This window comes from Roseibium limicola, from assembly GCF_017313085.1.
Classification (GTDB): domain Bacteria; phylum Pseudomonadota; class Alphaproteobacteria; order Rhizobiales; family Stappiaceae; genus Roseibium; species Roseibium limicola.
Map to the genome: position 1 here is coordinate 78,194 of NZ_JAFLNF010000006.1, position 22,855 is coordinate 101,048.

The 22,855-nt window shown below is 58.6% G+C and carries 18 protein-coding genes; 11 read left to right on the forward strand and 7 right to left on the reverse strand.

The window, feature by feature from the left end:
- Positions 1-20: 20 nt before the first annotated feature.
- The 8 genes from xylF to J0X15_RS14120 all read left to right on the forward strand — a co-directional run bounded on the left by xylF (position 21) and on the right by J0X15_RS14120 (position 10,403).
- Positions 21-1,052, forward strand: coding sequence for a D-xylose ABC transporter substrate-binding protein (gene xylF / locus J0X15_RS14085; protein WP_206941993.1), 1,032 nt, complete (start codon positions 21-23; stop codon positions 1,050-1,052).
- Positions 1,053-1,195: 143 nt separating this feature from the next.
- Positions 1,196-2,521, forward strand: coding sequence for a sugar ABC transporter permease (locus J0X15_RS14090; protein WP_206941995.1), 1,326 nt, complete (start codon positions 1,196-1,198; stop codon positions 2,519-2,521).
- Between the two features lie 25 nt (positions 2,522-2,546).
- Entirely contained in the window at positions 2,547-3,311 is a 765-nt protein-coding gene (locus tag J0X15_RS14095; protein WP_206942409.1) for an ATP-binding cassette domain-containing protein, read from the forward strand.
- A gap of 120 nt (positions 3,312-3,431) precedes the next feature.
- Positions 3,432-4,883: a xylulokinase gene (gene xylB, locus J0X15_RS14100; protein WP_206941997.1), complete on the forward strand. Its 1,452-nt coding sequence runs from the start codon at positions 3,432-3,434 to the stop codon at positions 4,881-4,883.
- A gap of 12 nt (positions 4,884-4,895) precedes the next feature.
- On the forward strand, positions 4,896-6,209 hold the full coding sequence (xylA, locus tag J0X15_RS14105) for a xylose isomerase (RefSeq protein ID WP_206942000.1): 1,314 nt from the start codon (positions 4,896-4,898) through the stop codon (positions 6,207-6,209).
- Between the two features lie 155 nt (positions 6,210-6,364).
- Positions 6,365-7,099, forward strand: coding sequence for a trehalose-phosphatase (gene otsB / locus J0X15_RS14110; RefSeq protein WP_206942009.1), 735 nt, complete (start codon positions 6,365-6,367; stop codon positions 7,097-7,099).
- Between the two features lie 20 nt (positions 7,100-7,119).
- Positions 7,120-8,928, forward strand: coding sequence for a glycoside hydrolase family 15 protein (locus J0X15_RS14115; protein ID WP_206942012.1), 1,809 nt, complete (start codon positions 7,120-7,122; stop codon positions 8,926-8,928).
- A gap of 98 nt (positions 8,929-9,026) precedes the next feature.
- A complete protein-coding gene (locus J0X15_RS14120) occupies positions 9,027-10,403 on the forward strand; it encodes an alpha,alpha-trehalose-phosphate synthase (UDP-forming) (RefSeq protein WP_206942014.1) in 1,377 nt (458 codons plus the stop codon).
- Positions 10,404-10,428: 25 nt separating this feature from the next.
- On the opposite strand, the gene J0X15_RS14125 is transcribed toward J0X15_RS14120, so the two are convergent.
- From J0X15_RS14125 to J0X15_RS14140, 4 genes are all read right to left on the reverse strand, one after another.
- Positions 10,429-10,938: an MmcB family DNA repair protein gene (locus J0X15_RS14125; RefSeq protein WP_206942016.1), complete on the reverse strand. Its 510-nt coding sequence runs from the start codon at positions 10,936-10,938 to the stop codon at positions 10,429-10,431.
- Positions 10,939-11,065: 127 nt separating this feature from the next.
- Positions 11,066-12,112: an alpha/beta hydrolase gene (locus J0X15_RS14130; RefSeq protein WP_206942018.1), complete on the reverse strand. Its 1,047-nt coding sequence runs from the start codon at positions 12,110-12,112 to the stop codon at positions 11,066-11,068.
- Between the two features lie 30 nt (positions 12,113-12,142).
- Complete coding sequence (locus J0X15_RS14135; protein WP_206942028.1) at positions 12,143-12,556, reverse strand: TIGR01244 family sulfur transferase; 414 nt, start codon at positions 12,554-12,556, stop codon at positions 12,143-12,145.
- 116 nt (positions 12,557-12,672) lie between these two features.
- Positions 12,673-14,700 carry a bifunctional DedA family/phosphatase PAP2 family protein gene (locus tag J0X15_RS14140; RefSeq protein WP_206942030.1) on the reverse strand — a complete coding sequence of 676 codons (2,028 nt, stop codon included), beginning with the start codon at positions 14,698-14,700 and terminating at the stop codon, positions 12,673-12,675.
- 336 nt (positions 14,701-15,036) lie between these two features.
- On the opposite strand from J0X15_RS14140, the gene pap reads away from it, so the two are divergent.
- On the forward strand, positions 15,037-16,503 hold the full coding sequence (gene pap / locus J0X15_RS14145; RefSeq protein WP_206942031.1) for a polyphosphate:AMP phosphotransferase: 1,467 nt from the start codon (positions 15,037-15,039) through the stop codon (positions 16,501-16,503).
- Between the two features lie 38 nt (positions 16,504-16,541).
- Here the strand turns inward: pap and J0X15_RS14150 are convergent, their stop codons facing one another.
- Positions 16,542-17,729 carry a pyridoxal-phosphate-dependent aminotransferase family protein gene (locus J0X15_RS14150; RefSeq protein WP_206942034.1) on the reverse strand — a complete coding sequence of 396 codons (1,188 nt, stop codon included), beginning with the start codon at positions 17,727-17,729 and terminating at the stop codon, positions 16,542-16,544.
- 496 nt (positions 17,730-18,225) lie between these two features.
- Here J0X15_RS14150 and J0X15_RS14155 point away from each other — a divergent pair, with 496 nt between their 5' ends.
- Positions 18,226-19,248, forward strand: a complete 1,023-nt coding sequence (locus J0X15_RS14155) for an N-formylglutamate amidohydrolase (RefSeq protein ID WP_206942035.1) — start codon at positions 18,226-18,228, stop codon at positions 19,246-19,248.
- Between the two features lie 30 nt (positions 19,249-19,278).
- Here J0X15_RS14155 and J0X15_RS14160 read toward each other — a convergent pair whose 3' ends face one another.
- Positions 19,279-20,469 carry an NAD(P)/FAD-dependent oxidoreductase gene (locus tag J0X15_RS14160; protein ID WP_206942037.1) on the reverse strand — a complete coding sequence of 397 codons (1,191 nt, stop codon included), beginning with the start codon at positions 20,467-20,469 and terminating at the stop codon, positions 19,279-19,281.
- Positions 20,470-20,546: 77 nt separating this feature from the next.
- The gene (locus J0X15_RS14165; RefSeq protein WP_206942039.1) at positions 20,547-21,758 is read right to left on the reverse strand and encodes an acyl-CoA dehydrogenase; all 1,212 of its coding nucleotides are present in this window, start codon (positions 21,756-21,758) and stop codon (positions 20,547-20,549) included.
- 168 nt (positions 21,759-21,926) lie between these two features.
- On the opposite strand from J0X15_RS14165, the gene J0X15_RS14170 reads away from it, so the two are divergent.
- Complete coding sequence (locus tag J0X15_RS14170; protein WP_206942041.1) at positions 21,927-22,850, forward strand: LysR substrate-binding domain-containing protein; 924 nt, start codon at positions 21,927-21,929, stop codon at positions 22,848-22,850.
- Positions 22,851-22,855: the final 5 nt, after the last annotated feature.

The following is a 22,855-nucleotide window of genomic DNA, read 5'->3' on the forward strand; positions in this document are numbered from 1 at the left end:
TATTCTCAGGAGGAAACATTATGCGTTTTGTTGCAACTATTCTGGCCGGCGCTCTGCTGTCTGCCACCGCTATCACCGCAGCAGCTGCTGCTGACATCACAGTTGGCGTAAGCTGGTCCAACTTCCAGGAAGAGCGCTGGAAAACAGATGAAGCGGCGATCAAGGCCAAGCTGGAGGAGCTTGGTGCTACTTACATTTCCGCTGATGCGCAGAGCTCTTCTGCCAAGCAGATCTCCGACATTGAAGCTCTGATTGCACAGGGCGCCGATGCACTGATCATTCTGGCGCAGGACGCACAGGCAATTGGCCCGGCAGTTCAAGCTGCTGCTGATGAAGGTATCCCGGTTGTCGGCTACGACCGTCTGATCGAAGATCCGCGCGCATTCTACCTGACCTTCGACAACGTTGAAGTCGGCCGCATGCAGGCACGTGAAGTGCTGAAGCTGCAGCCGGAAGGCAACTACGTTATGATCAAGGGCTCCCCGACTGATCCGAACGCAGACTTCCTGCGCGGTGGTCAGCAGGAAATCCTGCAGGAAGCTATTGATGCCGGCAAGATCAAGATCGTTGCAGAAGCCTACACCGATGGCTGGCTCCCGGCCAACGCACAGCGCAACATGGAACAGATCCTGACTGCCAACAACAACGAAGTGGATGCAGTTGTGGCGTCCAACGATGGCACTGCCGGCGGTTCCGTTGCAGCACTGACAGCTCAGGGCATGGACGGCATTCCAGTCTCCGGCCAGGACGCTGACTTCGCGGCTCTGAACCGTATTGCCAAGGGCTCCCAGACTGTTTCCGTCTGGAAAGACTCCCGCGACCTCGGCGCTTCTGCTGCTGAAATCGCTGTGTCCCTGGCTGATGGCAATGAGCTGTCGGACGTTGAAGGTTCCGCAACCTGGACATCTCCTGCAGGCACCGAGCTGACGGCTCGCTTCCTGGAGCCGGTTCCGATCACCAAGGACAACCTGTCCGTCGTGGTTGATGCTGGCTGGATCTCCAAGGAAGAACTTTGCCAGGGCGTTTCCAACGGCCCGGCTCCGTGTAACTAATCGGACCCTTGCATTAAGCTTCTGCCTCGGCCCCCAAGTGGGCCGGGGCAGTTCTTCGCGCCCCCGTGACAGAGCTGGCGGCATGCGAAAGTCCTGACCAAAAAATAACAACATGTGGCTGGTCTCCAAACAGGAGTTTCCTAATGTCTGATGACACCCTGTCCGGGGCGAAATCCCCGACAGCACGCAATCTCTTCAATGCATTGCAGCTGGACACGCGCCTTCTCGGCATGATTGGCGCGTTTGTTTTTATCTGCCTGACGTTCCAAGTGTTCACCGGCGACGGAAACATCTTCAAGGCGCTTGTGAATGGCAACTTTCTGACGCCGCGCAACATCTTCAACCTGACGATTCAGACGGTATCCGTTGCGATCATGGCAACCGGGATGGTGTTCATCATTGTCACCCGGCACATTGATCTGTCTGTTGGGGCACTGCTCGCAACCTGTTCGGCCATCATGGCCGTGACCCAGACCCAGTTCATGCCGCAATGGCTCGGCTTCGAGCTTGGCAACCCGCTGATCTGGATTGCCGCCATTGCGGTCGGCCTGCTGGCTGGCGTCCTCATTGGCGCGTTTCAGGGGTGGATGGTCGGCTATCTCGGCATTCCGGCGTTTATCGTGACTTTGGGCGGCCTGCTTGTCTGGCGCAACGTTGCCTGGTTCATCACGTCCGGTCAGACCATTGGCCCGCTGGATGAGACCTTCAAGAAAATTGGTGGTATCGGCGGCACCCTGGGAACGACCTGGTCGTGGGTGGTCGGTATTCTGGCCGCGATCGCCGTTCTGGCGATGCAGTACAATGGGCGCAAACGCGCGCAGGCGCATGATTTCCCGACCAAGCCGCTTTGGGCTGAAGGTGTTATATCGGGCCTGATGGTCGCCATGATTCTCGGTTTCGTCGCCACTTTGAATGCTTATGAAATTCCGACCCGCCGCCTTGAACGCATGTTTGAAACGCGTGGCGAGATCATGCCGGACGGCCTCGTCGCGGGCTATGGAATTCCCTATTCCGTCCTATTGTTGATCGCTGTTGCAGTGGTCATGACAATCGTGGCTCAACGCACCCGTCTGGGACGCTATATCTTCGCAACCGGTGGCAACCCTGATGCTGCTGAACTTTCGGGCATCAACACCCGATTCCTGACGGTCAAGGTTTTCGCCATTATGGGCGGCCTCTGTGCGCTGGGCGCCGTGGTCGGCTCTGCCCGTCTCGGCTTCTCCACCAACGACATTGGCACGCTTGACGAACTTCGCGTCATTGCTGCTGCCGTGATCGGTGGAACTGCACTGGCAGGTGGCGTCGGCACGATCTACGGTGCCATTCTCGGTGCGTTGATCATGCAGTCACTGCAGTCAGGCATGGCCATGGTCGGTGTGGATGCACCGCTTCAGAACATCGTCGTTGGCATCGTGCTCGTGCTCGCCGTCTTCGTCGACATCATTTATCGCAAGCGGACGGGAGACTGATCCGATGGCTACTCCTCTCGTCGAAATGAAAGACATGAGCATCTCCTTTGGGGGGGTGCGTGCCGTGGACAACGTATCGGTCGATTTGTATCCGGGTGAAGTTGTTGGTCTCCTGGGCCACAACGGCGCGGGCAAATCGACGCTGATCAAGATCCTTTCCGGTGCCTATAAGGCAGACAGCGGAGAAGTTTTCGTCGACGGCAAGAAGGTTGAGATTGAAAGTCCGCGTGACGCGCGCCGCCATAACATCGAGACCATCTACCAGACACTTGCCCTGGCAGACAATCTGGACGCTTCGTCCAACCTCTTCCTTGGTCGCGAATTGACGACGCCGTTCGGCTTCGTTGACGAGCATGCCATGGAAGCGGAAACCCGCAAGATCATGGCCAAGCTGAATCCGAACTTCCAGAAGTTCCATTCGCCGGTAAAGGCTCTGTCTGGTGGGCAGCGCCAGTCTGTCGCGATTGCGCGTGCGGTCTACTTCAATGCCCGCATACTGATCATGGATGAGCCGACGGCAGCTCTGGGTCCGCATGAGACCCAGATGGTGTCGGAACTGATCCAGGAGCTGAAGGCGCAAGGCCTCGGTATCTTCCTGATCAGTCATGACATCCATGACGTCTTTTCGCTTTGCGATCGTCTGGCGGTGATGAAAAACGGTCAGGTTGTCGGCACGGCGAAGACCACGGATGTCACCGATGATGACGTGCTTGGCATGATCATTCTCGGCAAGTGTCCGAAGGGCGCCATCCCCGGACCTGGTGCGCTGAGCAGCGCCGACGCTGCCTGATGATCTGAAGCCGGGGAGTGGTTGACCGCTCCCCGGTCTTTGCGTTACGGCAACAGCGTCCGTTTCGAGTGCTGGATCCCGTCCGGCATTTTTTTCCATTCTTTTTGAGGAACGCACCTCATGTATATCGGTCTCGATATAGGCACCAGCTCGGTCAAGGCCATTCTATTGTCGGCAGACCAGCAACTGGTGGCCCAGGCGACCGCAGAGTTGACCGTCGAACGTCCGCATTCCTCCTGGTCGGAGCAAGATCCCCGAAGTTGGTGGGATGGCTGCTTGAAAACTATGGACGAGATTGCGGCGCAGGTTCCACAGGCCATGGCTGAAGTCCAGGGCATTGGTCTGTCCGGCCACATGCACGGCGCCACTCTGATCGATGCAAACGACAAGCCTTTGCGTCCGTGTATTCTGTGGAACGACGGCCGTTCCGCCAGCCAATGTGTGGACCTGGAAGCGCGGGAGCCGAAGTTCCTGTCGTTGGGCGGAAATCGGGTCATGCCGGGGTTCACCGCGCCGAAGCTGCAATGGGTTCGCGAGAATGAGCCGGAGATCTTTGCCAAGGTTGCGAAGGTTCTGTTGCCAAAGGATTACGTCCGCCTTTGCCTGATTGGCGACTACGTCGGTGAGATGTCGGATTGTGCCGGAACGCTGTGGCTCGACGTCGCCAAGCGCGACTGGTCGGACGAACTTCTGGCCGCAACCGGCCTCACCCGGGAGCACATGCCACGTTTGGTCGAAGGGTCAGAAGTCTCTGGTTCCCTGCTGCCGGAGCTTTGCCAGCGTTGGGGAATGAAGTCGGCTCCGGTGATAGCCGGCGGTGGCGGTGACAATGCAGCGTCAGCCTGTGGTGTTGGTGCGGTGGAACCTGGCTCCGGCTTTGTGTCTCTCGGCACGTCCGGCGTGGTGTTCGTCACCAATGACAAGTTCTCGCCGAACGTTGAAAGCGCAGTCCATGCCTTCTGTCATGCGGTGCCCGACACCTGGCATCAGATGGGCGTGATCCTGTCGGCGACAGACAGTCTCAACTGGCTGGCCAAGACGCTCGATGCTTCCCCGGCGGAGCTGACCGCGGAGCTGGGGTCCGTCTCGGGACCATCTGAGGTTCTGTTCATGCCGTATCTCGGAGGAGAGCGTACGCCGCACAATGACGTCGGCATTCGAGCCGGGTTCTACGGCATCTCACACGGCACGGACCGCAAGGCCATGACCCATGCGGTCATGGACGGCGTGGCTTTCGCGCTGATGGACTGCATGGAAGCGCTCAAGGCTGGCGGTTCATCGGCCGCACGGCTGACTGCTGTCGGCGGTGGATCGCGTTCCAATGCCTGGCTGGAAATCATCGCCAGCCTACTGGATGTGACCATTGATGTGCCCGCCGACGGCGACTTCGGCGCATCCCTGGGCGCAGCCCGTCTTGGGCAGGCAGCAGCTATGGGGACAACCGAAGGCATTTTCACGCCTCCACCGATCAAGGTCAGCGTCGCCCCCCGCGAGGAATTGAAGAAAAAATATGCGGACGCCTATGCCCGCTGGAAAAACCTCTACCCAGCCCTGAAACAGGCTGGTTTCTAAGGAGAGACAATCATGAGCACCGGATATTTCGGCGACATTACCAATATCCCTTTCGAGGGCCCGGACAGCACCAACCCACTGGCCTTCCGCTTTTACGACCCGGACGAAATCGTCATGGGCAAGCGCCTGGAAGACCACATGCGTTTCGCTGTTGCCTATTGGCACAGCTTTGCCTGGCCGGGTGGCGATCCCTTCGGTGGGCAGACTTTTGAGCGCCCCTGGTTCCCGGCCGATTCCATGGAACTGGCAAAGCTCAAGGCCGACGTAGCCTTCGAAATGTTCACCGCCCTCGGCGTTCCCTACTACTGCTTCCACGACGCCGACGTGCGTCCCGAAGGCGCAAATTTTGCGGAGAACACCCGCAACCTGAACGAGATCGTCGACTACTTCGCCGAGAAGCAGGCTGCCACTGGCATCAAGCTGCTTTGGGGAACGGCGAACCTCTTCTCTCACCGCCGCTACATGGCTGGTGCGGCTACCAACCCGAACCCGGATGTCTTCGCCTTCGGTGCAGCAACCGTGAAGACCTGCATGGACGCCACCATGAAACTGGGCGGTGAAAACTATGTGCTCTGGGGTGGTCGTGAAGGTTACGAAACGCTTCTGAATACAGACATGAAGCGCGAAGATCAGCAACTTGGCCGCTTCCTCAACATGGTCGTCGAGTACAAGCACAAGATTGGCTACAAGGGCACAATCCTGATCGAACCGAAGCCGCAGGAGCCGACCAAGCACCAGTACGATTATGACGTCGCAACGGTTTATGGCTTCTTGAAGCGTCATGGCCTGGAAAACGAAGTGAAGGTCAACATCGAGCAGGGTCATGCAATCCTTGCCGGTCACTCCTTCGAGCATGAGCTGCATCTTGCCAACGCTCTCGGCATCTTCGGTTCCATCGACATGAACCGCAACGACTACCAGTCTGGCTGGGATACCGATCATTTCCCGAACAACGTTCCGGAAATGACCCTCGCTTACTACGAGATCCTGAAGGGCGGCGGCTTCTCCACGGGCGGCACCAACTTCGACGCCAAACTGCGTCGTCAGTCGCTCGATCCGCAGGATCTGCTGATTGCTCACATCGGCGGCATGGATTGCTGTGCGCGTGGACTGAAGGCTGCTGCCAAGATGCTGGAAGACGGCGTCATCACGTCGTTTATCGACGACCGGTACAAGGGCTGGTCTGAAGACAGCGCCAAGTTGATGCTGGACGGCAAGGTTAGTCTGGAAGAGATCGAAGCCCGTGTTCTGGCCGACGACCTCAACCCGGAGCCGGTATCGGGTCGTCAGGAATACCTTGAAAACGTCGTCAATCGCTACGTCTGATCCGGCAAGGGCTTAACAATCAGAACCGCGCGGTGGAATTTTCGCCGCGCGGTTTCTTTTTTGTTTGGAGTTGCCACTTATTTTTGCAGCACCTGGCTTTCTTCGCGTCCCTGTAAGCCTTTCTTTTTCGACCTATAATTTCTAGGGTGAACGCTATGATCGACGCGCCGCTTCTTGAGCCGAACATGGCTCTCTTCCTTGACTTCGATGGCACACTTGCTGAACTGGCTGCTCGTCCTGGGGACGTCAGCGTGGGCCCGGATGTAATTTCGACCCTGAGACGTCTTCAAGGCGAACTCGGCGGGGCGCTTGCCGTGGTCTCTGGCCGTCCGATTGACCAGCTCGACGAATTTCTGGCGCCGCTGCAATTGCCGGCGGCGGGACTGCATGGGTTGGAGCATCGCGAGACCCTCGGCTCCGACATCATCAAGGCAGGCGAGACCGACGAGATCCAGACCTTAAAGAAGCGCACCCTGGCGAGCGGTCTGCTGGAGCGCGGTGTTTTCTTTGAAGACAAGGGCCCGACCCTTGCCCTGCACTATCGGTCGCACCCGGAGCTGGAAGGCGATCTCGCAAAGTTTGTCGAAGAAGCTCTGCAGGATCTTCCCCTGTTGCACAAAGTCAGCGGTAAAATGGTGATCGAAGCCAAGCCGGATGCGTCTGATAAAGGCGTGGCCTTGCGCCATTTCATGGAGCACCCGCCATTCTCCGGGCGTCGCCCCGTTTTCGTCGGGGATGACGTGACCGATGAGGACGGCATCGCCGCAGCCCAGACACTTGGTGGTTTTGGCATCAAGGTTGGAGACAGCGCCAGCTGCGCTCGCTATCGGCTGAAGGATGTAACAGCCGTTCTTGCCTGGTTGGCCGGCAAGTCATTGATAGGCATCTGAACAAGTCGGAGAGTAGAAATATGGGTTGGACACCACCGATAAAGCTTGAGGCATCCCTGGACCTCGCGATGATCGGCAACTGCTCTTACGCAGGCTTGATCGACAAAATGGGCGGCCTTGTCTGGTGTTGCCTGCCGCGGTTCGACGGTGACCCGGTTTTCCACTCGTTGCTTGGTACTCGGGGTGAAGAGGGCGATGGCCAGTTTTCCATTGAGTTGGACGGCGCAGTGCGCTCCGAACAGGAGTATGTTCCGAACACGGCCATTGTGAAAACCCGCATCTTCGACGGCGCCGGAAACGGCATCGAGCTGACCGATTTCGCCCCCAGATTCACGACAAAGGGCCGGATGTTCCGCCCCAATGCGATTGTCCGCCGGGTTCGCACCCTATCGGGCCATCCGCGGATTCGAGTGCGTTGCCGCCCTAAATTTGCCTGGGGCAAACGTGACCCGGATGTGACCTTCGGCTCCAACCATGTGCGTTGGGTCGGAAACGGTTCCATCTTGCGGCTGACAACGAATGCATCGATCACCTACGTGCGTGAGGAAACGCCGTTTTTGCTTGATGGACCCCTGTCGTTTTATCTCGGCCCTGACGAAAGCCTGACGGACCACCCTGAAAAGTTGTGCCGAGATTTCGAGGAAAACACAGACGTCCACTGGCGCCACTGGACTCGCCGTCTCGGACTGCCATTGGAATATCAGGAAGCTGTAATCCGGGCAGCAATTACGCTGAAGCTCTGCACCTATGAGGAGACCGGCGCGATCATCGCTGCCGCAACCACCTCCATACCGGAGGCTGCCGGCAGCCAGCGCAATTGGGATTACCGCTATTGCTGGATCCGGGATGCGTTTTTCGTGGTTCGGGCGCTAAACTCGCTCTCCGAAATGGAGACGATGGAGAACTACCTGCGCTACCTCAACAATGTTGTGGCGGTGACCGGTGGCGACCACGTTCAGCCGTTGTTCGGCATCGGCCTGGAAGAAAAAATCGTCGAGGAATTCGTCGATTTGCCGGGTTATCGGGGTAACGGTCCTGTCCGCGTCGGCAATCAGGCTTATGAGCATTTCCAGCACGATGTCTACGGCCAGATCGTCCTGGCTGCGTCGCAGGCATTCTTTGACAAACGCCTGCTGCATCAGCCGGGGCTCGATGACTTCCAACGCCTGGAGCTGGTGGGCGAGCGCGCTTACGCTATGCACGATCAGCCAGATGCCGGCATTTGGGAATTACGGACTCGTGCCCGCGTCCATACGTCATCATCGTTGATGTGCTGGGCTGCCTGCGACAGGCTGGCCAAGATCGCCGGGCAGTTCGGTCTGAATGACCGCGCCAACTACTGGAACGATCGGGCCATCCAGATTCACGCAACCATCTGCGAGCGCAGTTGGAACGCAAAGAAGAATGCCTTCGTCGAGAGCTTCGAGGGCAACGACCTTGATGCCAGCCTGTTGCTGATGGCGGAAGTCGGGTTTCTTCCGCCCAACGATCCGCGGTTCATCGCTACCGTCGACAAGATCGGCGAAACGCTCCGGCGCGGCAATCACCTGTTCCGCTACCATGCTGCTGATGATTTTGGCGCGCCAGAAAACGCCTTCAATATCTGTACCTTCTGGTACATTGACGCGCTTGCCCGGATCGGACGCACAGACGAGGCCCGAGAGATCTACGAGACCATGCTGTCGTGTCGAAATCACGTGGGGCTTCTGTCGGAAGACACCACGCCTGCGACCGGTGAGCTTTGGGGCAACTTCCCTCAGACCTACTCGATGGTCGGGATCATCAACGGAGCAGTACGGCTCAGCAAGGGTTGGGAGAGCGTTATCTAACGCGTCACGAGGTGGGCGGCGGGCGCAATAGCCCGCACGCCACAGTGAAAAATCAGAGCGCATCCTGCGTTCACACCAGATTTGAAAAGGGAGCCACCATGGGACGCCTTGTCGTCGTATCGAATCGTGTCGGACCACTCAAGGACACGGGCCGGGCAGGGGGATTGGCGGTGGCCCTCGTCGACGCACTCACCAAAAGCGGAGGCCTCTGGTTCGGCTGGTCGGGAGAGATCTCTGAAGAGGGCACGTTCGGCCAGCTCAAAACCACGAAAAGTCGCAAAGTGCAGATGGCTCAGCTTGATCTGACGCAGGCCGACTATGACGACTTTTATGCCGGATATGCTAATCGAACCCTTTGGCCGGTTCTACACTACCGACTCGATCTGGCGGTGTTCGACCGGCGCTACGAGCAGGGCTACCGCCATGTGAATGAGCGCTTTGCCATTCGCTTGCGCTCCCTGCTGGAGCCGGACGATGTGGTCTGGGTGCATGACTATCACTTCCTCACCTTCGCCGCCCAGATGCGGGCGATGGAAGTGAACAACCCGATCGCCTTTTTCCTGCATATTCCGTTTCCTGCGCCTGAAATCCTGGCCGCACTCCCCAATGCCGGATCTGTCGTGCGCTCAATGCTGGCCTATGATCTTCTGGGCTTTCAGACAGTGCGCGACGCAGATAACTTCCGTCGCTTTGCCATTGAGGAACTGGGGGCAATTGATCTTGGTGACGGCAAGCTGGAAGTGAATGGCCGTCAGGTCACCGCGCGCTCCTATCCCATTGGCATTGACGCGGAAGCCTTCTCCAAGTTCGCCATGACCCCGGAAGCACGCCGCAACATGGCGCGCCTGGAAAAGCTTTTGGGCGGTCGTCAGCAGATTATCGGTGTTGACCGTATTGACTATTCTAAGGGGCTTCCAGAGCGCTTCCGGGCGTTTGAGCGGCTGCTGGAAGACTATCCGGAGAATCGTGGGCAGGTGGCTCTGATGCAGATTGCTCCGCCATCGCGCGCCGAGCTTGATGCCTATATCGACATCCGTCGCGAGCTGGATGAATTGACCGGACATGTCAACGGGCGGTTCGCCGACCTCGACTGGACACCGATCCGCTTTCTCACCCGGTCATTCCCGCGGCGGGCGCTTGCCGGTATCTATCGCGCCAGCCGCGTTTGCCTCGTCACGCCCTTGCGTGACGGCATGAACCTGGTGGCAAAGGAATACATCGCTGCCCAGCGGTCCGAAGATCCGGGTGTCCTGGTGCTGTCCCGCTTTGCCGGGGCGGCGGAGGGGATGAAGGAAGCCATCGTGGTCAATCCGCATTCGGCAGAGGAAGTCGCATCCGGGCTGCAGACGGCGATCACCATGCCACTGGAAGAGCGCCGGGACCGCTGGCAGATCATGTTTGAGCGGCTGTGCCGCGAAGATGCAATCGCCTGGTCGGAATCCATCATGAGCGATCTGGAAGCCGTGCGCCGCTAGCCGATGAGAGACTTTCTACCTGCGCCTAGAGGCCTCGGTAGAAGGTTCGCCCGTCCGGATCGGCGAGATCCTGCAGACGTGTGGCGGCGAGGCGTGAAAAACGGTGTGTGACTGACTTGCGTGTGGCAGCTGGCAACTTGTGCTCGGGCGCATCCCGCAGGATCTCCGCCCCGAACCCATCGGCGACAATCAGACCTGCGTCGGGCGGAAAGATATCCATCGGCATATCCGGGTGTGTGGCAAAGAACAGTCTGTCGCAATGGTGACGGTACTCGCGCCACTTGGTGTCGGCTCGAAAATCTGCCACGGACGATTTCACTTCCACAATCCAGAGTTCGTGCTTTGGCCCCAAGGCGATGAGATCGGCGCGGCGGCCTGAGGCAAGTGTCAATTCAGACAGGCTGGCAAAGTCGAGACTGCGCAAGAGCCGCGCGGTTCCGCGCCAGATTTTCAGCGCCATCTCGGACTGCCGCCCGTCTGTTAACGGGTCGTCCAGGGTCAAACGATTCGAAGGCGGCGGAAACGTCGAGTTCATTCCCTATTGGTTCTCTATTTGTTCGTTTTTGGCAAGATGTTCCGGAAAAGTTTTAACGAGATAGCCTAAAACTGAGGAGATTACGTAAGTGATTGTGGCAGGGGTTTTGACCGTCGCGAACCTAAAATCAGGATCTGTTAAGAGAACATCCAAGTTCCTCGGCCAATGCATTCATGCTCGGATCAATCGCGAAAATCTCACTGCTGGCGAGAAGCAGTTCTCGGGCTTCCGCAGTTCGCCCGGAGGCAGCCAGCCAGGTGGCGCGTCGAAATGGCAGTTGCTTGCGCCAGCGCTTAGGCACGGTGACAAGAACAGGGTCGGCAGTGACCTGAGCTTCCGCGCGCTCCAGCATGGCCACAGCCTCTTCCAGCTGGCCATCTCGCGCAAGAACCTCCGCCGCCAGTCTCTGCATGCCCGGATTTTCATCAAATCCGGCAAGCGATGTTACCGCCTCGGCGGTCAGAGGTTCTGAATTGGTGAAAGCAACAAACAGCGCGCCAAAACCCGCGAGATCCGCGCGACCGTCTTGGCGAAGGATCCCCTTGGACGTCAGCTCATGTGCCGGGTCTCTCTCGAAGGTCATGATGATACGGCGAATGAGATTGAGGCTGAAGAGGTGGTCATGGCTACCGTGGGAGGATGAGAGTAGGTGTATCTGGGCAAATGGCAGGTGCTTTTGCGCCAAAGCCGCATTGCCTGCATCCACCGGGTCCAGGCATCCCCAGTACAGGTGAAATGGCAGTGTCGGGGCAGAACCCTTGTCTGGAACGGGAAGGTCGATTCCCGTCCCGGCAAAACGCCCTGAGATTTCCAAAGAAGTTTGCGGGGTAACGCCTGCTTCCAGGCTGCGCGAGCCCGGTTGTCCGAGCCGCAGTTCCGTGCCGTAGGCATGCACGGTACCATCTTTTCGGCGCAATCCGGTTCTCAAGGCAGCATACCCGCCCATGGATGAGCCATAAAAAACAATACGGTCAGGGGCGAAAAGCCGTATGGCTTCATCGATCGCCTGATCGATTTCGGCATCCAGCCCGACGTACCAGGTGCCCTGCGCATCATTGAGGAAGAGACAGCTATGGCGGGTGCGCCCAAACAGCCGTTCTAGCCCGAACTTACCTACAGGAATTCTGACCTGGGAAAACACAACGACGAGAATGCCGCTTGTGCCCGGGTGCATTCGATGATCAAGACGGGCCGTCAGGAGGACTTACTCTTCCAGCCGATGCGCGATGCCAGCCATGTTGTAGCCAGCCCGTCCCGCAGCTTCGAGGATTTCATTTACAGGCTTCTGTCCGCTCTGGCTCAGGGACCAGAGTATCGTACAGCGGGTGCCCGAGCGGCAATAGGCGAAGACGGGTTTCGGCAGTTCGGCCATCAGGTCCTGAAACGCGCTGCCGTCCTCATCGAGCACCATGCCTGAGGCGACCGGCTGATGCCGGACTTCAAGACCGGCGCTCTTGGCCGCAGCTGCGACCTCGTCGAAGGAAAGCTGGCCTGGGTCCTCGTCGTCCGGACGATTGCAGATCAGGGACTTGTAGCCAAGGGCCGCGATCTGGGCGACATCCGCCAGCGTGATCTGCGGGCTGACGGTCAAGTCCTCGTTGATCTTTCTAGGATCCATGCTCGTGTCCTTCCCTTAATTCTGCTTTGTCGCTTTTGTTAGTGACACATGTTTGGTTCGGCAAACAAGCACGAACGGCGAATGTCGTGTGTGGAGTACTTTTTTCGTAAAATATCTTACTGAGCAGGCAGAGTGTTGTTTGGCGGTTCCACTGCCAGGACCACGTCGGTTCCGTTTTCTCTTTCACGGGTCAATGCGCCGTCAAGATCGGCAACAGGGTTGTCCTTCAGGTCGGGCGCCTGCCGGTCGATCTTCGGTCCGGAGAATTCCCCCATCGGCCGCACGATCTCTTCATGCAGCACGGAGCCGGTGAACAGGGGCAGAAGCCGTGGGCCATCAAGCACCGCATAGCGGCTCGGCCAAAGCCGCAGGACCCACCGGCTGTCATTGGGCACGCCATCGTCATCCTTGCGGATCAGTGTCAATTCCGGCTGGCGGCCGTTCTGAGTGCGGGGCAGTGCGGGGAGGTCTTCGGCGGGCGTTTGCCCGACGACGAAGCCTGACGCACTTGTCAGCGACCACTCGGGTGCTTCACGCCATCCCTTGCGCTGCAGCACTGCGGAAAGTCGTTGCGGATCGCCGGCGTATTGAATGACCAGCGGTTCCTGGGTGTCACCGCTTAGCTCAATTCGTTTGGCAGGCAGCTGTGCCCAGGCGAAGGAGCGCCAGGTACTTGCTGTCATCAAGGTTCGCTCGCTGCGCGGGGCGTAGGTCTCAAGCGCGCTGGGCAGCGTCGCCATCGCATGCCAGGTGCCGATTGCAGCGACCGAAACGACAATCAGTCCGGTCAGCGTCAGCCGCCCTACCTTTTCGTTGTGAATGGGCGAGAAGACAAAAGCAAAGGCCGCAACCATCGCCGTGCCGAACAACAATCCCGCGAGGACGTCCGACAGCCAGTGCGCGCCCAGATAGACCCGGGAAAACCCGATGGCGATGATGTAGATCGCCGTTAGCGAGAAAATACCGGCCTTGGCCCAGCGGCTCCGTTCATGGGCGATGAGGACGGCGCAGATACCGAAGAGAACCGTGTTTAATGTGGCGTGTCCGCTCGGAACGGAAAGCATTTCCGCCCCGGCATAAAGGTCCATCGGTCGGGATCTTTGCAAAAGCACCTTGACCACAGGAACGAACAGGGCGGTTCCGGCCATGGCAATCAGGAAACCAGTGCCGCGCCGCCAGGCCTTGCGGGCAAACAGATAGGCGGTGATCACGGCGGCCACGAGGGTGACCACGATGCCGTCGCCGAACTGGGTGATGGTCACCATCAGCTTGTCGCCGATGGGAGAGCGCAGGCTGTCGAACATGTTCAGGATGGCGACATCGGCACGCACCATCGGTTCGCCCGGTGCTATCTCTCCGATAAACCAGAAGAACAGCGGCATTGACGCCAGCAGAAAGGCCGCGGAGATGAGCATGCCGGCGGAGCGTGGGTTTTGAGGATCGAAAACCTCTGCGATCCATTGAGACAGGCGGTCAGAACGTCGAGAGAAATAGCCGACAATCGCCGCATGTGCGTTGGGGAACAGCGGCATGATGATCAGGATCAGCCAGCGGCCCAGCATGATGACCAGGAACGTCACGACACAGAGGCCACCAACGACGAAGGCCAGTCGGCCGCTGACCTGGCCAATTGCATCGAGAGCCGATCCCGCCAGAATTCCCGGCCCGAGATGCGCCAATGTCCATGCCAACGCCGAAGCAATATTGATGAGCGTGAAGCGGGTGGCATTCATGCCGACCATGCCGGCGATCCCCGGCACCACGGATTTCACGCCGGGAACGAAGCGGCCGATGAAGACGCTCTTGCCACCATGGAGCTTGAAGAACTCTTCGCCCCGATCCAGAAGGCTGCCATAGCGTGACAACGGCCAGATCTTGCGAACGTGATCCTTGTAGAAATACCCGAACCAATAGGAGACTGCGTCGCCGAGGGTGGCGCCAACAGTGGTCCAGATGAAGATCGACAGCGGGTCGAGCTTGCCCAATCCGATCAGTGTTCCCGCTCCGACCAGTACCACGGTGCTGGGAACCACCAGTCCGATGATGAAGAGCGCTTCGCCCATGGCGGCGGCAAAACAGATGATCCCGGCGAGACCGGGATTGTCGCCGATGAAATTCACGAGATTTTCGAGAATCGCAGTCAAGGAAATCTAAGCTCGCGTCGCTGGCCGGATCTCTCGGACGATGAGAAAGCGGGCGGGTCCTGAGGACTATGAAGTGAGCTTCATATAGGCAGAAATCTTCCGCCTCAACAGAGGAAGCGAGGCGGATTGTTCCGCCGACCTGAAAGGGCGCAGCGGGGACCCGACTTGCGACCACTTTATGCAACACTCTGTGCCCGGTTATGGTGAACGAATGGCTAATGTTGCGGAACTATTCTCATCCGCACTCGCTTTTGACATAAGCTACCGGCAAAGTTCCGGGTTAAGGGATCTCACATTTCGCGACGGGGATCGTCGGCCTTTAAAGGAAATTCATTGATGTTCGCTTCCGCCCAATTGCCGCAAACACTCGACAAGTCGGATTTCAAGGAGCTGGAGCCGCAGCTGCGCGACGATCTCTTGAAGGCGCAACTCGAGATGATCGAACGGAAGGACTTTTCGGTGATTATCCTGGTGGATGGCCTGGACGGCGCGGGGAAGGGCGAATCCATTGCCCGGCTCTACGGCTGGATGGAAGCCCGGCATCTGGTCTGCAATGCCTACAGTGAGCCGAGCAAGGAAGCACGCCAGCATCCGCCATTCTGGCGCTACTGGCGCGATCTGCCGGCGAAGGGCGAAACTGCCGTGGTTTTCGGCAGCTGGTATCAGCCAATTTTGCGGGCACGGATCTACGGCGAGCTAGATGACGATGGTTTCCAGCGCGAGATGATGAAGGTCCGGCGCTTTGAGGAAATGCTGGCCAACGAAGGCGTGCTGATCCTCAAGTTCTGGTACGTTCTGCCAGCCGATGTGCAGAAACAGCGCCTCAAGGCAATCGAGAAGAAAAAGGCAGCTCGGCATGTGCTGGCTGACTGGTCGACACTGAAAAACCGTGACAAGGCGAGCCAAACCGGGGAAGAAATCATTTTGGCGACGAGCAAGGGCTATGCGCCGTGGTTCGTGATCCCGTCAGAAGATGCGGAATATCGGGATGCAGCTCTGGCGCAGACGATCACCCGATCGATCAACCTGAAGCTGGCCGATGGCACCGCAAAGCAGGTGGCAGCGCCCCCGGTGGTCGGCGGTCTGGAAAAGCGCAGCGCGCTGGATGCCATCGACCTCAGTGCTTCCCTCGACAAGAAGACTTACGAAAAACGGCGCGACGACCTGCAGGAAATGCTCTCCGAGATTTCCGATACCAAGAAGTTTGCCAAACGTGGCATGGTCCTGGTGTTTCAGGGCAATGATGCAGCCGGCAAGGGCGGGACCATTCGCCGGGTCATCCGCCCGCTGGATCCACGGATCTATCAGGTGCATCCCATTTCCGCGCCCAGCGATGAAGAGAAGGCCCGGCCTTACCTTTGGCGGTTCTGGCGCAGACTACCCCGGCGTGGGCATGTCGCGATTTTCGATCGCTCCTGGTACGAGCGCGTGCTGGTGGAGCGGGTTGAAGGCTATGCCAGCCATGAAGAGTGGCTGCGCGCCTATGATGAGATCAACAGTTTCGAAGCTGAGCTGGTCGGACACGGCTACCTCGTCTGCAAATTCTGGCTGTCGATCAGCGCCGAGGAGCAGCTGCGGCGGTTCAAGGCGCGCGAGGAGACATCCTACAAGCAGCACAAGATCACTGATGACGACTGGCGCAACCGGTTGAAGTGGGACCAATATGCCATCGCAGCCGGTGACATGATCGACCGCACCTCGACGCGGGACGCACCATGGAAACTGGTCTCATCCGAAGACAAGCGCCACGCTCGGGTGGAGGTTCTACAAACGATCTGCGACCGTCTGAAGGAAGAGCTTTAAGCTCTCCCTCCAGGGCGATGGCAAGGGCTCGGGAGGGATCAGACAGGCGTCAGCGCATCGTTCAGATAGTCGATGGCCGCTTGAACGCCACCGCGATCACAGGCAACGCGGCTTTGCAGCAGGCCCAACTCCAGAGAGGAGAGCGTACCGAGCAGCATGACCGCGTTGACGTGCCCCATATGTCCTATGCGCAGGCCCTTGCCGGCCAGTTCACCGATCGTGCCGCCGACCGTCACGCCGCAGGTCTCGCGGGCGAAAGCCCGGACCGGTGCGGGATCCGCATCGTTGAAACGAATGACCGAAACGCTGTCGGAACGGGAGGCTGGGTCGAGGATGTTCATCTCCAGCGCGCCCTTGCCGCCCCAGACCGCGACCGCACGACGGGTGGCCTCCGCCAACAACCTGTGACGCTGCCAGACGGCGTCCAGGCCTTCCGCTTCGATCATCCTCAAGGCTTCACGGAAGCCGAACAGCAGATGTTCCGGCGGCGTGCCGCAGTATTTTTGATAGTGCTCGGGCCCGTTACGGAAGGTCCAGTCGAAGTAGTTTACGCGCATGTCGGCGGTCTTGTGAGCCTCAATAGCGCGCGGTCCAGCAGCGACAAAGGACAGGCCGGGGGGCGTCATCAGTCCCTTCTGCGATCCGGTTAGGGCAATGTCGACGCCCCAGGCATCCATCTCAAAGGGAACACATCCGAGTGAAGCAATGGTGTCGACCATCAGCAGAGCCGGGTGCCAGGCCGCATCCATGGCGCGGCGGATACCTGAAATATCATTGAGAGCACCAGAGGCGGTGTCGACCTGCACGACCAGGATGGCCTTGATCGAATGGCCCTTGTCGGCACGCAGGTGTTCTTCGAGCGCTGCTACGTCGACAGGCTTGCGCCAATCTCCAGGGAATACTTCCATCTCCAGTCCTGAGATGCAGGCAGCTTCACCCCAACCTAGGGCAAATCGACCGGACTCCAGAACCAGCACCTTGTCGCCGCGCGACAGCGTGTTGGTCAACGCCGCATCCCAGGCGCCATGACCGTTGGCGGCGTAGATGTAGGGTGTTCCGGATGTGCGGAAGAGGGTCTTCAGGCCCTGAAGGCAGACCTCGGTGGTTTCGACCAGCGGACCTTCGTAGATATCGACGGCGGGGCGATGCATGGCGCGCAAAACTTCATCGGGGACGTTTGTCGGACCCGGGATCATCAAGAATTCTTTGCCGTTGCGAAGTGTCATGAACAGACCTCTTGGGGTGGAAAACGCTTCGCACGCGGGGAAGCAAAGGAGTGAAGCTCAATCTAGGCGAATTCATCGGGACGAAAAAATCACAAATCCTGATACGTCGCGTCGGTTCTGTTGATGGATTGTTGAGCATGCCTGATAATTGGGATTGGTAGTAATGCCAAGTCACAAGATTAATTTGTGCGTTGGGCCCAGAAAGCGGTTTGGCATCAGGGCAAATCAGCCTAAGGACTGTGGTTAAGCAACCGTTAAGTATCCGGCCTGACCTGTCCCGATGAGCTTGGGTTCACCGGCTTTTGGCTTTCGACAGTCTGCCCATCGGACTGCTTTGATGTCACTTTCTCATGCGTTGGAAGTCGGCCTGGAGCAGTTCAAGTCACAAAGTGGCTGACCATGATGCTGGTGCGTCTTGTCGATGCAACGGTAAGCAGCAAAACTATGAGGGCAAAAGCCCCTTGAGATCACAACGGCACGACGAGCGGACCCCGGCATGATCGTTACCCACATGGGACGAAGTCCTTTGCTTTTATGTCTGCCTCACTCCGGTGAGCAGATGCATGCCGCTGTGGGGGGGCGCTTCAGCGCGACAGGCCGTTTGCAGACGGATCTGTCCTGGCGTCTGGAGCAGGTGCTCGACATTGCAACGCAACTGGATGCCACCATCGTGCGTCAGCCGACGTCGCGGCTGGTGATCGACGTCGACGTCGACCCTGGCAAGCCTGAGGCCGTCAACGCCATTCGGGTTGGTGAAGCACTCTGCCCGGCAATGACACTGGATCAGCGCCGTATCTACAAGGAAGGTGAAGAGCCTGGTCCTGTGGAAATGGAAGAGCGCCGGCTTCTCTATCATGCGCCGTTCCATCAGGCTCTTGCCGAGCAGGTCGCGAGACTGCGCGACTTGCATAATACGGTTGTCGTGTTCGATTGTCAGTCGACGCGCTCGAGACTGCGCGGCATCCGCGATGAGCCTTTGCCGACCGTTTGTCTCGGCACGCGACAGGACACCAGCTGCGATGTGAGCTTGCGTCGTCGATTTGAGCGGTCGTTGAAGGAAACCAGCGAGCTCAGCCTGGATGCAAACCGCTTTGTGACCGGCGGCTATATTGCTAGCCGCTATGGTCAGCCTGAACGCGGCATTAACGCCATGACCATGCAGGTCTCCCAGGCGGCCTACTTGCGTCACGAAAGCCCGCCCTTCGAACCGGATCGTGGTTTGGTGTCGCGGCTGCGCCAGGTCTTGCTCGAAGTGATGTCTGCTTGCAGTGACTGGGCCAGGACGCGCGATATGATGCAGGCTGCCAGCCAGTCCGAATCCGCTCTTGGCACGGGCTTTGGTCAGGCGCTGGATGAGCTTGCTGGCCTGTCCGGTCTGACCTCCCTTTCGAGTATCCCGGCTGGCGCTTCCACACGCATTCGGCTGCGCACTCAGTCCAATACAGGGCAAGCCCCCTCGGACGGCGAAGATCATGCAAAGGTCGAAAGCCAGGCGGTCTTACACAAGGCAGGCGTCTGACGGTCTTTTTGGGCTAGATTTGGAAGCGCTTCAGACGACGTTACGTTCTATCAACGGCTGTTTGTCGAAGTAGCGCTGAAGACCAAGAGATGAAAGATCCATGGACTGATAGCCTCCCGTGCTTACCAGCTCTGCCAACCCGCGCCCTACGGCGGGGCTTTGCTGAAGCCCATGGCCTGAAAATCCCAACGCCAGGTAGAAGTTATCGAGGCCGGGGGCCGCGCCAATGAAGGCATTGTAGTCAAACAGGTTCATGTCGTAATGCCCTGCCCAGGCCCGACCCGGACGGATGGCCTCAAAGGCAGGAACGCGTTCCGCCAATGTTGGCCAGATATGCTCTTCGAACAGGGTGTGATTGACGTCAAAATCATCGGTTGCCACATCGGGATCATCGCCTGCAGCAGGCGCCGAACCGCAGATGAAGCCATTCGGCCCTTCTGGCCGCACGTAGGTGCCTGTCGTGTCGATCAGCATCGGAAAATCGGGCAGAGGTTCGCGGCATTCAAAAGTGAAGACGCAGCGTTTGCGTGTGTGTATGGGCAGGTCGAGGCCAACTTGACGGCAAAGAGACGCGCCGCCTGATGCACCCGCACAATTTATCAGAGCACCGGCGCTGAGGACGTCGCCGTTCGACAGTTCGATGCACCAGCCGTTGCCTTCCGGGCGAATGGTCTGGGCTTTTGCGGAGACATACCCCACGCCAAGCGAGCGAGCCTTGCGTCGGAAACCTTGCATCAGACCGTAGCCATCGAACCAGCCTTCGCCTGTCGTGCCATGGCATCCGAAGGCGATGTCTTGCGTCGTCAGCCAGGGATATTTCTTTGAAAGATCGCTTTGATCCAGCAGCCGGGTATCGGCGCCAAGCTTTGTTTGCAGCGCGTGGTTCGTCTGCAGGATCGACTGTTTGTCCGGCGTCGCCAGAAACAGGTAGCCAGCTTCCTTCAGCTCGATCAGCGGGCCTTGGCCATCAACAGAAAGAAACTCGTCAGCACGTCTTAGAAAGTCGATGCCATGCAGTGAAATCTCGATGTTAATCGCACTTGAAAACTGCTGTCGGATGGAGGCTGCGGAGCGCGCGGAGGCGCAGGTCTGGTAGGTCGGGTCGGCTTCAATGACCAATATGCGCATTGGGCCGGAGCGTGCAGCGGCGAGATGATAGGCGACGGAAGAGCCAATCGCGGCCCCTCCGATGATGACGACATCTGCATTCCGACTGCCCACGTTTGATGATCCCCAACGCAAACCGAAAGAAAAAGGGCGAAGAGATCCGAAGATCCCTCCGCCAGGGGGGTATGTCTTTAAAAGAAAGCCTGCAGCCCGGTCTGGGCCCGGCCAAGGATCAGCGCATGAACATCATGCGTGCCTTCGTAAGTGTTGACCGTTTCCAGGTTCTGGGCATGCCGCATCACGTGATATTCTTCCTGGATGCCGTTGCCGCCGTGCATGTCGCGGGCCTGACGGGCGATATCCAATGCCTTGCCGCAATTGTTGCGCTTGACGATGGAGATCATCTCCGGGGCCACCTTGCCGGCATCGAACAAGCGGCCGACGCGCAAGGAAGCCTGGAGGCCGAGGGCGATTTCGGTCTGCATGTCGGCCAGCTTTTTCTGGAAAAGCTGGGTCTGGGCCAGCGGGCGACCAAATTGCTCGCGCTCAAGGCCATAGGAGCGGGCACGCATCCAGCAGTCTTCTGCGGCGCCGAGGGAGCCCCAGGAGATGCCGTAGCGGGCGCGGTTGAGGCAGCCGAACGGTCCCTTCAGGCCGGAGACATTCGGTAGTAGCGCGTCTTCGCCGACTTCCACGTTGTCCATCACGATTTCGCCGGTGATCGAAGCGCGCAGGGAAAGCTTGCCACCGATTTTCGGTGCTGACAGGCCTTTCATGCCTTTTTCCAGAATAAAGCCGCGAATGGCTCCGTCATGAGCTGTCGACTTGCACCAGACGACAAAAACGTCGGCGATGGGAGAGTTGGAGATCCACATTTTGGATCCGGTCAGACGGTAACCACCGTCGATCTTTTCGGCGCGGGTGCGCATTCCAGCCGGGTCGGATCCTGCATCCGGCTCGGTTAGACCAAAACAGCCGACGAACTCACCACTGGCAAGTTTCGGCAGATACTTCTGGCGCTGCTCTTCGGAGCCGAACGCGTAGATCGGATACATCACCAGAGACGACTGCACGCTCATCATCGAGCGATAGCCGCTGTCAACTCGTTCGACAGCCCGCGCCACCAGCCCGTAAGAAACATAAGACGCACCGGCACAGCCGTATTCTTCCGGAAGTGTGACGCCGAGCAGGCCGAGTTCGCCCATCTCGTTGAAGATTTCCCGGTCGGTCTTCTCTTCTCGGTAGGCTTCAATGACGCGCGGCAGCAGTTTGTCCTGAGCATAGGCGTGGGCGCTGTCCTGGATCAGCTGCTCATCTTCGTTCAGCTGATCGCGCAGATTGAAGGGATCTTCCCAGTTGAAGGTTCCACCACCAGAGGGTGAGGATGCAGATTTAGCGGTCATAATTGTCTTCCCCGGGGCACTTCAATGATTACTTATCGTCATATTGTCTCGTTCATACCTTGCAAAAAAGAGAAAAATGATCCTCTATTCATGCCTAACTGGAATGAAAGGGTGGTTGGTCTCACGGACTCTTCCTGCCCTCCAACATGAGACCTCCGCAAGATTCCCATGAAACGCGCATTTGTCCCGCCCGCCGACGCCCTGATCGCTTTTGAGACTGCAGCCCGACACGGCAGCTTCACCCGAGCTGCGGAAGAATTGCATCTGACCCAGGGCGCGATCTCCAAACAGGTTCGTCAGCTTGAGGATCGTCTAGGTGTCGAGCTGTTCCGCCGGGTGCGGCAGAGGATTGTGCTGACCGATGCGGGACGGCTGTACCTGCACGAAATTCGCGGTCCGCTGCTGGACCTGACGGCGGCGACCCGTCAGGTGATGTCTTACGCTGGCAGCGAAGATGTGCTGAATCTTGCGGTTCTGCCGACATTCGGAACCCGTTGGCTGGCGCCACGCCTCGGCGACTTCCAGAAACGTTTTCCCAAGGCGGGCTTGAACATCAGCGTGCGCCTTCAGCCCTTCGACTTCGGGGCAGAGCCCTTTGATGGGGCAATCCATCATGGCGACCCGGTATGGGCGGGCGCCATTGCCGAGCCTTTGTTCGACGAGGAAATGATCCCTGTCGCCTCTAAGGTGTTTCGCGACCGCCATGATATTGCGACACCAGCGGATTTGGTCAAGGCGCCGCGTCTGCAGCTGTCGACCCGGCCCTTGGCTTGGCGGCAGTGGTTCGATCAGGCGGGAGTTGCAGCCGATACAGCGTTTCAGGGCTCGCGATTCGACCAGTTTGGAATGATGTCGGAGGCCGCGATCAATCACCTCGGGGCTGCGCTGTTGCCTAAGTTTTTTGTTCGGCACGAATTGGCCGCAGGCCGTCTGATCCGGCTGTTTGACATATCCATCGCGCAGCGCTCCGCATATTATTTTGTCTATCCGGAGAACCGGACGCTACGTCCGGTCGTTTCCACCTTTAGAAACTGGTTGTTGGAAGAAGCACGAACGGAGCGAACCGATCCGGAGACCATGCTTCCCAGCTGACGCCA